The sequence below is a fragment of the Cryobacterium sp. TMT4-10 genome (genome assembly GCF_004403275.1).
Classification (GTDB): domain Bacteria; phylum Actinomycetota; class Actinomycetes; order Actinomycetales; family Microbacteriaceae; genus Cryobacterium; species Cryobacterium shii.
Window position 1 is genome coordinate 1 of sequence record NZ_SOGU01000037.1, and the last position, 13,252, is coordinate 13,252.

Genomic DNA, 13,252 nt, shown 5'->3' on the forward strand with positions numbered 1-13,252 from the left:
CTGCCAGGGGCGTCGCCGCGGGGGGCGCGGCGGGTGCGGCGGCTGGCGGTGCGGCGGGCGGCTGCTCCGTGCTCGTCCCGCCCTCGCCGGCCTTGCCCGCGACCGCCGCGGGACCTTCGCCGACCATCGCCTGGAGGTTCTCCGCGAACAGGGCCATCATCTGGTCGGTGACGCTGCCGATGGTGCTCCGGCCCATGGCGGCGACCTTGCCGGACAGCGCGGCGTCCTCGCTGACCGTGCCCTTGGTCATCCCCGATTCTTCGACCAGGCTGAGGGTGGCCGTGCCCTGCGAGGTGCCCTGGCCGCGGGTCTCCTGCGCGCGCCCCTCGAACACCGCACGGTGGGCCGTCGCATCCCGCTCGAGGACGGTCATCTGCCCCTTGTACTGCATGGTCACCGGACCCAGCTTCACTTTCATACCGACCTGATAGGCGTCATCCGACAGCTTGTTCAGCACCTGCGCCCCCGGGACGCAGCCGGCGACACGTTCGAAGTCCATCAGAGTCTTCCACACCTGGTCGATGGGTGCGACGACGGAAAAAGTGCTGTCTATTTGCATTATCGTGTCCTCTGATTCTCGGGTGGGCGATTCTGGAATGGCTGATTCTGGACTGGCGCCGAGCGGTCGGCGCGGATATCCGCCGCCACTTCTGTCAGCGCCGCGTAGCTGTGCCCGCTGACGAACGCGTCGACGTAGGGCAGCGCCGCCGCCATGCCGCCCACCGCCGGCTGGTGGTCCCGGGCCACCTTCCGGGGGTTGACCCAGACGATGCGGTGGGCCAGGCGAGGCAGGCGTGCCATCTGGGCGCCCACCATCTCCGGCTCGTCCATCGCCCAGCCGTCGGAGATGACCACGACGACGGCTCCGCGGGCGAGGCCGCGCCGGCCGTGCTCGTCGACGAAGCGGCGGAGGCTCTCCGCCAGACGCGTGCCGCCGGCCCAGTCGTCGACCGAGGCGGCGGCGCGTGCCAGCGCCTGGTCCGGGTTCTGCACCGCCAGCTGTCGGGTGAGCCGGGTCAGCCGGGTCGAGAAGACGAAGGCCTCGGCCTGGGCGCCTGAGACGGCGCCCTGCAGCAGCGAGAGGAACACCCTCGTGTACGGTTCCATCGACCCGGACACGTCGCAGAGGAGGATCAGGCGTCGCAGGCGGGTGCGGCGGCGCCGGTAGACGAGCCGGAGGGGCTCGCCGCCGGTGCGCTGCGCCGCGCGGACAGTACGCCGCAGGTCCAGCCGTGGGGTGGTCGTCGAGGTCTTCCGGACGCGGCGGCTGACCCGTTCCGGCGTGGACAGCCTGATTCGCCGCACGAGCGTGCGGATCTGGGCCACCTCGTCGGGGGCCAGTTCCGCGAAGGACGTGTCGTGCAGTCGCTGCTCGGCCGACGCCACCATCAGCACCGACTCCCGCTCCGGCGCCTCGTCGTTCTCGGGGCCGTCCCCGGCGGGAGCCATCGCAGGCTCCTTCCGCTCCGTCTCCCGGCCGGCCGATTCGGTCGGCCGCTGGTCCGCCGGGGGTGGGGCGGGTACGAGGTTCGCCCCCGATCCCCGGGGGTGCGTTCTGGTCTCCGCGGCTGTCGGCCGGATCGAGCCGGCCGCCGAAGACGGCGTCGAAGACCCGGTCGAACACAGGCAGCTGCTCCCGGGAGGAGACGAGCACCACCCGGCAGGTCCAATACAACGCGTCGCGATCGGAGTGCGGAAGGAGGCGGAGGGCCTCGGCCAGGCGGGCGGCACGATCCGGGGAGCCCGGAAGCCCGGCGCGTCGAAGCACCGTGGTGAAGCCCGTGGCCAGGGCTGCGGCCTCGACGCTGGAACGCCCGGCGCGGGCATCCGTTTCAGTCATGTTCGCCCCCCAGCACCCAGGCGGCGCCGCGGCCGACGGCCAGGTCGAGGTCGTCGCGGTTCTTGAGGATGGACCCCCAGGTCTGGTCCACATGCCCGGCTTCGAGCGTCTCCACCCCGAGCACCGTCAACGCGGACACCCAGTCGATGGCCTCGGCGATGCCGGGCGGTTTCGCGAGGTCCAGCGACCGCAGCCGGGTGACGGCCGAGGCTGCCTGCAGGGCGATCGGCCCGGCGCTGTCCGGCACCCGACGGCGCACGATCTCGGCGATGCGCTGGGGGGTGGGGTAATCGATCCAGTGATACAGGCAGCGCCGGGTCAGGGCATCGTGCAGGTCGCGTGTGCGGTTGGAGGTCAGGATGACGATCGGCGGATGCGTGGCCCGCACCGTTCCGAGCTCGGGGATGGTGACGGCCGCCTCGGCCAGCAGCTCGAAGGTGAACGCTTCGAATTCGGCGTCGGCACGGTCGATCTCGTCGAGGAGGAGCATCGCGGGGCGGGGCCCGCGGTGCTCGAGCGCCTGCAGGAGGGGGTGGCGGAGCAGGTACTCGGGGCCGAACAGTTCCGTCTCGTCCAGGTCGGCCTGACGGGCCTCGGCCAGCCTGATGCCCAGCAGCTGGCGCGGGTAGTTCCACTCGTACAGAGCTTCCCCCGCGTCGATCCCTTCGTAGCACTGCAACCGGAACAGGGGCGTGTCCAGCACCCGGGCCAGCGCCTTGGCCGCCTCGGTCTTGCCGACCCCCGGCTCCCCCTCGAGCAGGATCGGCTGGGGCAGGCGCACAGCGAGGAACAACGCCGTGGCCAGCCCGTCGTCGGCCAGGTAGTCGACCCCGTCCAGGGCGGTCAGCAGGCTGGGGACGTCGGGGATCAGCCGCCGGACGTCGTCCTCGGCTCCCGACCGCGCCGCGCCGCTCATCGCGTTCGTTCCCGTTCGGCGAGCGCCCGCTCGTAGTCGGCCTCCGTGTCGATGTCCGGCGGGATCGGTCCGGGCACGACCACCTCCGCCACCTCCGGCGCACGCTGGTCGAGGAGTTTCCAGACCGCCTTGTCGCCGTGCGGCGTGGCCAGGTCCGGCAGCATCGACCGGGCGAAGGCGAACGGATGCCCCACGCCGTCGTCGTAGCGGCAGACGGCGAGGGGCGCGTCACCGCGTCCGTCCAGGAGCGCGCGGACGGCCTCGGGGCGCACCCCGGGCTGATCTCCGAGCAGGAGCACGAGCACGTCGGTCTCCGAGTGCAGCGCCGGGATGGCCGCCGCGATCGAGGACGAGCATCCGGTGCCGAATGCGGGGTTGTCGACCAGGTCGCAGCCTCGGGTGTCGACCCGGCGTCGCACCTGGTCCCCGGCCCCGCCGAGCGTTACGACAATCTGGTCGAAGCCGCAGGCGCGACTCGTGTCGAGTACGGCGTCGAGGACGACCCCGTCGCCGAAGGGGAGGAGCTGCTTGGGTCTGCCCATTCGGCGTGACGCCCCGGCCGCCAGGACGAGTCCGGCGGTGCGCGGTTCACGATGCGTTCGCATACCGCTCCGGATCGGCCAGGAAGGTGCGCCGGCAGGACTCCGAACAGAAGTGGAAGGTCGCCCCGGCGAATTCGGCTGAGGGTGTGGTGTCGCCGACGGTCACGCTCATCCCGCAAACTGGGTCGATCGCGGCCGGGGCGGTGTCTGCGGCGGGGACGCCGTTCGCCGCCTCGGTTTCCGCGGGGTGGGCAGCCGCTCGTTCGGCGACCAGTTGCGCCAGGATCGACAGGGCGATCTCGGCGGGGGAGCGGGCCCCCAGTTGCAGGCCGGCGGGGCTAAGCACGCGGGCGCGCTGCTCGTCGGTGACGTTCAGGGAAGCGAGCACGGCGGCGCCCCGTGCGTGACTGGCGACGAGACCGACGTACGGCACGCCGGCACGCAGGGCGGCCTCGAGGGCAGGCTCCTCGTCCCGCCCGTGCGACGCCACGATGAGCGCGGCATCGTTGGGCCGCGGCTCGATGTCCGCAGAGGCGGCAAGTCCCGCGACGAGTTGCAGGTGCAGGCCGAGCGGCCCGCCCAGCGCCACCAGCGCGTGGGCGATCGGTGTCGAGCCGACGACGAGCACGCGCGGCGACGGCACCGACGGTTGGAGGAAGATCTCGACGGCCCCGCCGCTGAGGCACGGGTTGGACACCTGCACGGCGCCCTCCTCTTGCCGATGGGACGGTTCGCCCGCGACCACCCGGAGCAGGATCGGCTCCCGGGTGGCCAGGCTCTTCAAACCGTATTCGCGCACCGATGACTGCACGCAGGCCCCGCCGACGAACCCCTCCAGCGTTCCGTCCGAAAGCAGCAGGCCCGTGTCCCCGGCCTGGGCGCTCGTCGGATGCTGGGCTCGCACCACGGTGGCGCGCACGAAGGGTTCGCGGCGGCCGGTGAGTTCCTGCGCCCTGGTCGCGAGCGCCTCTCCCATCGCCGACATTTAGATCGGCGGTCGTGGCCGGCCCTGCATGGCCTCCCAGACTCGGGCCGGGGTGCACGGCATGTCCATGTGGGTGATCCCGAAGGGCGCGAGGGCATCGACGACCGCGTTCACGATGGCCGGCGGGGAGCCGACCGTCGCGGATTCGCCGATTCCCTTGGCGCCGATCGGGTGGTGCGGCGACGGGGTCACCGTGAAGCCGGTCTCCCATTCCAGGTCCTCCGGTCTTGTCTCAAGCATGGCCGCGGCGATGAATTTCGCCTTCTCACTCACTTTGCGGGCGACCAGCGCCACGGCCGCGCCGCTGACCGGAGGCGATCGGCTGCCGTAGGTGCCCAGCCCGAACGGCGTCTGGTCGGTGTCGCCGTGAACGACGTCCATATCTTCCGCCGGGATGCCGAGTTCCTCCGCCACAATCTGGGCGAAGGTCGTCTCGTGCCCCTGGCCCTGGCCCTGGCTCTGGCTCTGCACCGAGATGCGCACGACGGCCTTGCCGGTGGGGTGGATGCGCAGCTCAGCCCCGTCGGCCATGCCGAGGCCCACGATGTCCATGTGCTTGCGCGGACCGGCGCCGACGGTCTCGGTTAAGAACGAGATGCCGATCCCCATCAGCTCGCCGCGATCCCGTTTCTCCCGCTGCTCGCGCCGCAGGTCGTCGTAGCCGGCCATCTGCATCGACTTCCGCAGCGCCTGCTCGTAATTGCCGGAGTCGTACTCCCAACCGGTCTTGTTCTTGTACGGGAATTGCTCCGGCTTGATCAGGTTCTTCAGCCGCAACCGGGCGGGGTCCATGTCCAGTTTCCGGGCGAGCATGTCGACGAGCCGTTCGACCAGGTAGACCGCCTCCGTCACCCGGAAGGAGCAGGCGTAGGCGACGCCGCCCGGGGCCTTGTTCGTGTACACCCCGGTCACCTTGCAGTGCGCGGCCTGCAGGTCGTAGCTGCCGGTGAAGATGTGGAAGAAGCCCGCGGGGTACTTCGACGGCTGCGCCGTGGCGTTGAAGGCTCCGTGGTCGGCCAGCACGCTCGACCGCACGGCGAGGATCCTGCCGTCCTTCGTGGCGGCGATCTCACCCTGCATGATGTAGTCGCGGGCGAACGAGGTGGACATCAGGTTCTCGGACCGGTCCTCCATCCACTTCACCGGCCGGCCGGCCGGTGACGATGGATCCGACGACGGCGAGGATGTACCCGGGGTGGATTCCGACCTTGTTCCCGAAGCCGCCGCCGATGTCCGGTGAGACGACGCGGATCTTGTGCTCGGGGATCCCGGATACGATCGCGAACAGCGTGCGGTGGGCATGCGGCGCCTGGCTGGTCTCGTAGAGCGTGAGTGCGCCTTCGATCGGTTCGTAGTCCGCGACCGCCCCGCACGTTTCCATCGGCGCCGGGTGCACCCGGGGATAGACCATCTCCTGGGAGACGACGACGTCCGCCGAGGCGAACACCGCGTCGGTCTCGGCCGCGTCGCCCGCCTCCCAATCGAAGATGTGGTTGTCGGTGCGTCCCTCGATGTCATCCCGGATGACGGGCGCGTCGGGGTCCAGGGCCTTGCGAACGTCGATCACCGGGCGGAGCACGTCGTAGTCGACCTCGATCAGTTCGAGCGCGTCACGGGCGGCGTAGCGGTCCTCCGCGACGACGAACGCCACCTCCTGACCCTGGAAGCGCACCTTGTCGGTGGCGAGCACGGCCTGCACGTCGGCGGACAGGGTCGGCGCCCAGGCGAGCTTGAGTCCGAGCAGGTCCTGGCCGGTGATCACGGCCACCACGCCCGGGTGGGCGAGCGCCGCACTCGTGTCGATCGAGACGATGCGCGCGTGCGCGACGGGGGAGCGCAGGATGGCCCCGTGCAACATCCCGGGCAGCACGATGTCGTCGACGTAGTGTCCTTTGCCGCGCACGAAGCGCGGATCTTCCTTGCGCTGGATGCGGCCGTAGCCGATGGGCCGGTCGTCGTCACCGGCGGCCGGGTTCGCGGCGCGTTCCTCGATGATGCTCATGCGGTCACCTCTTCTCCAGCGGTTTCTTCCTGGGTCGCCGGGTGTTGCGCGGCCCACTGCACGGAGCGAACGATGGTCGCATATCCGGTGCAGCGGCACATCTGGCCGGAGATCGCCTCGCGGATCTCGCCCTCATCCGGATGCGGGTTGTTGTCGAGCAGGGCGCGGGCCGTGAGCATCATCCCCGGCGTGCAGAACCCGCACTGCAGGCCGTGCTCCTCCATGAATCCCTGTTGCACCGGGTCGAGGGTGGCGCCGGAGGCGAGGCCCTCGACGGTCGTGATGGAGTGGCCGTCGGCCATCGCCGCGAGCACCGTGCAGGACTTCACTGACTGGCCGTCCATCAGTACGACGCAGGTGCCGCAGTTGGAGGTGTCGCACCCCCGGTGCGAGCCCGTCAACCGCAACACGTCGCGGATGAAGTGCACGAGCAGCACGCGCGGCTCGGCCTCCTCGGTGATGTCCTTGCCATTGACGGTCATGCTGATCTGCATCGACTTCAGCCTTCCTGTGTTTCGGTTGCGCGCGCGGTCGCACGTCGCAGGACCCGGCGAGTGAGTTCGTCGGCGAGGTGCCGCTTGTAGTCGACCGGACCGCGCTGGTCGGCAACGGGATCGCTGGCCAGGGCGGCAAGCCGGCCGGCCTCCACGAAGAGGTCTTCCCCGGGATGCCGGCCCCGGAGCACGGCCTCGGCTTCGGTGGCTGTTCCCACGATGCCCACGGCGGTGAGCCCGATCCTGACATCGTCGATCGTGCCGTCGGCGGCCAGTGTGACGGATGCCCCGGCGGCCACGACGGCCCAGTCGCCGACTCGGCGTTCGACCTTCTCATAGGCGCTGCCCGAACGCGCGCGGATCGGAATCCGCACTTCGCACAGCAGCTCGTTGTGGGCGACGGCCGTCTCGTACGGTCCGCGGTGGAACTCGCTCATGCTGAGCAGGCGCTCGCCCGCGGGACCGCGGACGACCGCCTGCGCTCCGAGCACCTTGCACACGGTGGAGAGGTCCTTGGCCGGATCGGCCTGGCACAGGGAACCACCGATGGTTCCGCGGTTTCGCACGGTGGGATCGGCGATCACCCGCTCGGCGTCGCCGACGATCGGGAAGAGCCGGGCGATCTCGGCGGACTCGAGAAGCGTTGAGTGCCGGGTCATCGCCCCGATGCGGAGGGTGTCCCCGTCCCGGAGCACGAAGTCGAGTTCGAACACATCGTTGATGTCGACCAGGCACTCGGGCCTGGCCAGCCGAAGCTTCATCATCGGGAGCAGGCTGTGCCCGCCCGCGACGACCCGGGACTCCGGGCCGTGACGTTCGAGGAGGGCGAAAGCATTGTCGACGGTGCTGGCGCGCACGTAGTCGAAGGGAGCCGGGATTTGCACGATTGCCTCCACGTCGAAAGGTGCCTGACCGCAGCGTCAGACACGAATTGAGTCACACATTGCTCCGGGGCAATGCGGTTGTCAACGCGCGTCGCGGGCCGGCCGAGACCCGGAATCGGCTCGTGTCGGGGCGCTCAGAACGGCGGGCCGAAGTGCCGTGGTAACCGCACGAAAGAAGCCCCGGCGAAAATGCCGGGGCTTCGTGCACTGTCTCAACCAGCGCTCGTCCGGTATCAGCAAGGCCGATCCCGGAAGTCTGAGAGTCAGCCTACCGTCAGAGGACCGACCCGTCTGCCGGACCGAGGGCCCCGGAAGGCAAACCCAACTCGTGTTCGGCGACCGTTCGCACGAGTCCGCGCAGCCGTTTTGCGTCGCCGTACCGCACGATCGCGTGTGCGTTCAGCCCGTCGATGATCGCCAACAGCTGCCAGGCCACCGCATCCGGGTCGGCGGTCCGGAACTCCCCACGGGCGCAGCCGGTGGTCAGCAGTCCGGACAGGAAAGCCTGCCAGGCATCCATTTGCACGCCGACCTCAGCCGCCAGCGAGGCGTGGCGACGGCCGAGGCTCCAGGCGTCGAGCCAGACGGCGGTCACAGCGCTGCGTTCGGGACCGAGCAGCGTGTTGATCAGGGCCTGAAGCGTCGCCACCGACGTCTCGCAGGGCGCGAGCTCTTCGGCGACTTCCCCGATCTCGGCCGCGACGATCGCCCCGAATGTCGCCGCGACGAGAACGTCCATGCTCGGCTGGTAGTGGCTGACCAGGGCGGGAGTCACCCCGATCCGGGATGCGACCCCGCGCAGCGTGATGGCCGACAGGCCCTCGACGAGGGCGATCTCCCTCGCGGTGCGGGCGATCTCCGCCGCACGCTCGACCGGCGCCTTCCGGCGGGATGTGCTCTGAACGGTTGACATGAATCCACAGTCTATATATCTTTAGTCATCGTCTATTGATCAGTTGATCAATCAATTGGTGGATCCACACCTAACCTCACCAGGGAGACCCCTCATGCGCCTGATCCTTGCCCCCGGCATCGCCGAACCACTGACCCGCATCACGGACCAGGTCGGCCCGCCCCTCCGGGTCGGACTCGTGCAGCACCGCTGGCACGCCGATGAGGCCGAGCTGCGCGCGGAACTGGCCGAGGGCATCCGTGTGGCCGCCGCCCAGGGGGCCCGGGTCGTCTTCCTGCCCGAATTGACCCTGCGAAAGTACCCCGGCAACGCCCGGGCGGAGGGGGTGCCGAAACGCGGCGCCGAAGACCTGCTGACCGGGCCGACCTTCGCGCTCGCGGCCGAGCAGGCGCGGGTGCACGGGGTCGTCGTGCACGCGTCGCTGTATGAGAAGCCGGCCACGGACGACGCCCCGGACGACCCGCGCGGCTACAACACCGCGATCATGGTGTCGCCCGGCGGGCAGCTGATCGGCCGCACCCGAAAACTGCACATCCCGGTCACCGAGGGCTACTACGAGGACACCTGGTTCCGGCCGGGCCCGGCCGAGGAGGCGTATCCCGTGTACGCGCCGGAGGAGCTGGACGGCGCGCGGATCGGGCTGCCCACCTGCTGGGACGAGTGGTTCCCCGAGGTGTCCCGGCTCTACGGCCTCGCCGGAGCCCAGCTTCTCGTGTACCCCACCGCGATCGGCTCCGAGCCGGGCTTCCCGGCCCTCGACACCCAGCCCATCTGGCAGCAGGTCATCGTCGCCAACGGCATCACCAGCGGGCTGTTCATGGTGGTGCCCAACCGTCACGGCGACGAGGGCGACCTGACCTTCTACGGCTCCTCCTTCATTTCCGACCCCTACGGGCGGGTGCTCGTGCAGGCTCCCCGCGACGAATCCGCGGTGCTCGTCGCCGACCTGGACCTGGCCCAGCGGGAGGAGTGGCTCGCACTGTTCCCCTTTCTCGCCACCCGCCGCCCCGACAGCTATGCGGGGCTCACGGTTCCGGTCGACGCCGGGCATCCGTTCGGGGCGAGCAGCGCCGTGGCGCGCTCATGAGCTGGCGGATGCCGGCGGAGACCGCACCCCAGGACCGCGTGTGGATGGCGTTCCCGGTGGCGGGATACACCCTGGGTGACGGCCCGGAATCAGCCGACGAGGCACGCCGCAGCTGGGCCGCCGTCGCCCACGCGGTGCTCGAATTCGAGCCCGTCACCATGGTCGTCGACCCGTCCGAGCGCGCGTTGGCCGGTCGGTACCTGTCGTCGGAGGTGGAGATCATCGAGGCGCCGCTCGACGACGCCTGGATGCGTGACATCGGCCCGAGCTTCGTTCTGGGCGACGACGGCCGGCTCGGCGCCGTGGACTGGACGTTCAACGGCTGGGGCGCCCAGGACTGGGCGACCTGGGACAACGACGCCGGGATCGGGAGGCGGGTCACGACGGCCGCCGGGGCGACCGCGATCTCCTCGGTGCTCGTGAACGAGGGCGGCGGCATCCACGTCGACGGTGAGGGGACCGTGCTGGCCACCCTCAGCGTTCAACTGGACCCCGGCCGCAACCCCTATGCCGACCGGGCCCGGGTCGAGGCCGAATTCGCCCGCACCATCGGGGCCACCCGCGTGGTCTGGCTGCCCCGCGGGCTGACCCGCGACCAGGAGCGGTATGGCACCCGGGGCCACGTGGATATGGTCGCCGCCATCCCGTCACCGGGCACGGTGCTGGTGCACGCCCAGAACGACCCGGCCCACCCCGACTACGCCGTGACCCGGGAGCTCCGTGCCCTGCTCGCCGCATCGACGGATGCCGCGGGCCGGGCCTTCACCCTCGTCGACCTGCCGGCCCCGGCCGCCCTCACCGACGGCGACGGCTTCGTCGACTACAACTACGTGAACCATCTCGTCGTCAACGGCGGTGTGATCGCCTGCTCGTTCGGGGAGGAGACGGCCGACCGGGCCGCACGGGAGATCCTGGCCTCGGTGTACCCGGGCCGCACGGTCGTCTCCGTCGAAGCGCGGCCGTTGTTCGCCCGTGGCGGCGGCATCCACTGCATCACCCAGCAGCAACCCTCCGCACGCTAGTCTCCCGGCGCTTCGAGCTGCCCGCGGTGCGTCAGGACGGCGTCTGTGAACTGACCGAGTGGCGTAAGGCAGATGTTCAGGGGACTGTGGCAACATTGACAGGTTGGCCACAGCGCTACCGAATCGAGGAAGTTTGAAGTTCATCGTCGGGGAAACCCTCGTCTACCCGCACCACGGTGCGGTCACCCTTACCGAACTCTCCACCATAACCCTGAAAGGCGTCGAGCAACCGGCGATGACGCTCCGCGTTCACTCGTCGCAGCTCACCATTCAGCTGCCGATCGCGAACGCCGCACTCGTTGGAGTCCGCGACGTCATCGACGCTGCCGGGCTGGAAGAGGTGTACAAGGTTCTGCGGGACCCGTTCACCGAAGAAGCCACGAACTGGAGCCGCCGTTTCAAGGCCAACCAGGAAAAGATGGCCAGCGACAGCGTGACCCGCGTCGCCGAGGTCGTCCGCGACCTGTGGCGCCGGGAACAGGACGGCGGCGTATCCGCCGGTGAGAAGCGGATGCTCGCCAAGTCCCGTCAGCTGCTGGAATCCGAGCTGGCACTGGCGCTCGGCACGTCCCCGGAGGACACCGTGGTGGCGTTGAACGAGGTGCTCTCCGGAGCCCTCACCGAGGTCGCCTAGACCTTTCAGGATTCGCCGAACCGTGAGTTAACCCCCTGAACGGTCGTGAAAAGGGGTCGGAGCTCACGGTTCGGCGTGCTTAACGGGGCCTGGTCGGCGGTCGAGGCTTACCCGGCCAGTGCGGCCAGGGCGTCTTGCGCGCGCGTCATCGAGGCGCCGAGCCCCCAGAGGGCAGACAGCCGGTCCAGTTCGGCGGCCTGTTCCCGGCTGCTGACCCGGATGCGCGCATCGAACGGGGTCAGGGGGAGGTCTCGCACCACCTTGACCACCGCCGGGGCGACGCTCAGATAGTCGCCCGCGGCGGCGATCCTGGCGCGCACGGGCGGTGCCATCCCGGACCTCGGTCTGCCGCTGCAGCGACGATGCCGTCAAGGGTCCCGTAGGAGGACAACAGCGTGGCCGCCGTCTTCTCGCCCACGCCGGGCACCCCGGGAAGCCCGTCCGAGGGGTCTTCGCGCAGCGCCGCGAAATCGGCGTACTGCATCGGGGCGACCCCGTACCGGGCCGTGAGCGCGGCATCCGTCAGGACCTCGAGCCGGGCCATGCCGCGACCGGTGTAGATCATCCGCACGTCGCGGGTGTCATCGACCAGCTGGAACAGGTCGCGGTCACCCGTGACGACATCGACGGGAATCCGGGAGTGCGATACCAGTGTGCCGATGACGTCGTCTGCCTCGTGGTGCGGGGAACCGACCACCGGCACGCCGAGTGCGCCCAGTACTTCGCGAATGACCGGTACCTGAGGTATCAGCAGGTCGGGGACTTCCTCGAGCAGAGGACCTCCCCCCGCCGGCTGCACCCCGGCGACCCGGTGGGTCTTGTACGTCGGGATGAGATCAACGCGCCACTGCGGACGCCAGTCGTCGTCCCAGCAGGCCACGATTTCGCTTGGCCGGAACTCGGACGCGAGTCGTGCGATGATGTCGAGCAGACCCCGGACGGCGTTCACCGGTATCCCGTTCGGTGCCCGCACGGTGTCGGGCAGGGCGCGAAACGCCCGAAAGTACAGTGCGGCGGTGTCGAGGAGCATCCCGCGCTCGCGTGGAGCGGTCACGGCGGCATCCTCCCACAGTCGGAACGAAATCGTGCGGCGGCTCAGCTCGGCGACTCTGATCGGCGGCGAATCTGCGCGGATCGGCCGAGGGCAATGCCAGGCTGTACTCGCGTGCGGCAGCTGGAGCGTCGCACTACGGCAGATTTCATCGTGAAAGAAGAAGTGCACTGTGGACATGCGACTCGAACTGGTTCCGTTGCCCCCGACGGACGTGGACGGCATCCGCTACGCCTATTTCAGCGATCCTGACGGCAACCCCAGGGCGCGGCCGCAGCTCGCCCGACGATGAGACCGCGCGTCCGAGCGCTGTCCTGACATCGCCTCGAAGGGGTGTCGGGCCGTGCACACTCCGGCTACCGTTGTGCCCAGCAGTCAGGCGCACCTCGCGGAAACGGAGGATCAGATGAGTACGGATGGTCGTGCACGGGTGATCGTACGAGACGGACCCTGGGGCTTTGCCTTTCTCTTGGCGTATATCGGGGCCGCCATCTACTTCGTCTCTGTCTCGGACGGCTCGTTCTGGGGCGTCATCCTCGGACTGTTGCAGGCGATCGTCTGGCCCGTCTACGTCGTCTACCACGTACTTGTTCTGATCGGGGCCTGACAATTCCCATCTCGGGTGCTCCCTCTACAGCGTGTCGCACGACCAGATCACGTTGATGGCGCCGAGTCTGCAGCGCGCCGAGGACGAGTGCACGATCACGGACGTGTTCGAGGACCTCAAGCGCTGCCTTCGATTGCGGTACGAGACGCGTGATCGTTCCCGCCGGCCCGACCCGGTACCCTGATCGAGATCGAGGCGGGAGCTGCGATCCCTGGTTCCCCATCCCGGCTCGGGTGACCGGGTGACAGCAAACGAAGAAGCCCCAGTCGCAGGAC

15 protein-coding genes and 1 pseudogene are annotated in these 13,252 nt (G+C 69.5%); 5 read left to right on the forward strand and 11 right to left on the reverse strand.

The window, feature by feature from the left end:
- The 10 genes from E3T42_RS05920 to E3T42_RS05960 all read right to left on the reverse strand — a co-directional run.
- On the reverse strand, positions 1–559 hold a 559-nt coding region (locus E3T42_RS05920; protein ID WP_134402647.1), incomplete at its 3' end, for an SRPBCC family protein.
- Positions 559–1,449: a VWA domain-containing protein gene (locus tag E3T42_RS05925; RefSeq protein WP_160141127.1), complete on the reverse strand. Its 891-nt coding sequence runs from the start codon at positions 1,447–1,449 to the stop codon at positions 559–561. The genes E3T42_RS05925 and E3T42_RS05920, both read right to left, overlap by 1 nt.
- 383 nt (positions 1,450–1,832) lie before the next feature.
- The gene (locus E3T42_RS05930; protein WP_134402649.1) at positions 1,833–2,756 is read right to left on the reverse strand and encodes a MoxR family ATPase; all 924 of its coding nucleotides are present in this window, start codon (positions 2,754–2,756) and stop codon (positions 1,833–1,835) included.
- On the reverse strand, positions 2,753–3,361 hold the full coding sequence (locus E3T42_RS05935; protein WP_134402650.1) for an NTP transferase domain-containing protein: 609 nt from the start codon (positions 3,359–3,361) through the stop codon (positions 2,753–2,755). Before E3T42_RS05935 ends, E3T42_RS05930 begins: the two co-directional genes overlap by 4 nt.
- Positions 3,345–4,274, reverse strand: a complete 930-nt coding sequence (locus E3T42_RS05940; protein WP_241975867.1) for an XdhC family protein — start codon at positions 4,272–4,274, stop codon at positions 3,345–3,347. Before E3T42_RS05940 ends, E3T42_RS05935 begins: the two co-directional genes overlap by 17 nt.
- A gap of 9 nt (positions 4,275–4,283) precedes the next feature.
- Positions 4,284–5,417, reverse strand: coding sequence for a molybdopterin cofactor-binding domain-containing protein (locus E3T42_RS17250; protein ID WP_241975868.1), 1,134 nt, complete (start codon positions 5,415–5,417; stop codon positions 4,284–4,286).
- The gene (locus tag E3T42_RS17255; RefSeq protein ID WP_241975869.1) at positions 5,353–6,285 is read right to left on the reverse strand and encodes a molybdopterin cofactor-binding domain-containing protein; all 933 of its coding nucleotides are present in this window, start codon (positions 6,283–6,285) and stop codon (positions 5,353–5,355) included. Before E3T42_RS17255 ends, E3T42_RS17250 begins: the two co-directional genes overlap by 65 nt.
- Positions 6,282–6,779: a (2Fe-2S)-binding protein gene (locus tag E3T42_RS05950; protein WP_134402652.1), complete on the reverse strand. Its 498-nt coding sequence runs from the start codon at positions 6,777–6,779 to the stop codon at positions 6,282–6,284. The genes E3T42_RS17255 and E3T42_RS05950 overlap by 4 nt, the downstream gene beginning before the upstream one ends.
- A gap of 5 nt (positions 6,780–6,784) precedes the next feature.
- Complete coding sequence (locus tag E3T42_RS05955) at positions 6,785–7,663, reverse strand: xanthine dehydrogenase family protein subunit M (protein ID WP_134402653.1); 879 nt, start codon at positions 7,661–7,663, stop codon at positions 6,785–6,787.
- A 274-nt stretch (positions 7,664–7,937) separates the two neighbouring features.
- On the reverse strand, positions 7,938–8,576 hold the full coding sequence (locus E3T42_RS05960) for a TetR/AcrR family transcriptional regulator (protein WP_134367213.1): 639 nt from the start codon (positions 8,574–8,576) through the stop codon (positions 7,938–7,940).
- 94 nt (positions 8,577–8,670) lie between these two features.
- On the opposite strand from E3T42_RS05960, the gene E3T42_RS05965 reads away from it, so the two are divergent.
- From E3T42_RS05965 to E3T42_RS05975, 3 genes are all read left to right on the forward strand, one after another.
- Positions 8,671–9,663: a nitrilase-related carbon-nitrogen hydrolase gene (locus E3T42_RS05965; RefSeq protein WP_134367211.1), complete on the forward strand. Its 993-nt coding sequence runs from the start codon at positions 8,671–8,673 to the stop codon at positions 9,661–9,663.
- Complete coding sequence (locus tag E3T42_RS05970) at positions 9,660–10,685, forward strand: agmatine/peptidylarginine deiminase (RefSeq protein WP_134402654.1); 1,026 nt, start codon at positions 9,660–9,662, stop codon at positions 10,683–10,685. The genes E3T42_RS05965 and E3T42_RS05970 overlap by 4 nt, the downstream gene beginning before the upstream one ends.
- A 133-nt stretch (positions 10,686–10,818) precedes the next feature.
- Positions 10,819–11,319: a CarD family transcriptional regulator gene (locus E3T42_RS05975; protein WP_134367207.1), complete on the forward strand. Its 501-nt coding sequence runs from the start codon at positions 10,819–10,821 to the stop codon at positions 11,317–11,319.
- A gap of 107 nt (positions 11,320–11,426) precedes the next feature.
- On the opposite strand, the pseudogene E3T42_RS05980 reads toward E3T42_RS05975, so the two are convergent.
- Positions 11,427–12,349, reverse strand: a pseudogene (locus tag E3T42_RS05980) (5'-3' exonuclease H3TH domain-containing protein).
- Positions 12,350–12,542: 193 nt separating this feature from the next.
- On the opposite strand from E3T42_RS05980, the gene E3T42_RS05985 reads away from it, so the two are divergent.
- On the forward strand, positions 12,543–12,662 hold the full coding sequence (locus tag E3T42_RS05985) for a VOC family protein (RefSeq protein ID WP_134367205.1): 120 nt from the start codon (positions 12,543–12,545) through the stop codon (positions 12,660–12,662).
- A gap of 114 nt (positions 12,663–12,776) precedes the next feature.
- The gene (locus E3T42_RS05990; RefSeq protein ID WP_134367203.1) at positions 12,777–12,977 is read left to right on the forward strand and encodes a hypothetical protein; all 201 of its coding nucleotides are present in this window, start codon (positions 12,777–12,779) and stop codon (positions 12,975–12,977) included.
- Positions 12,978–13,252 lie beyond the last annotated feature (275 nt).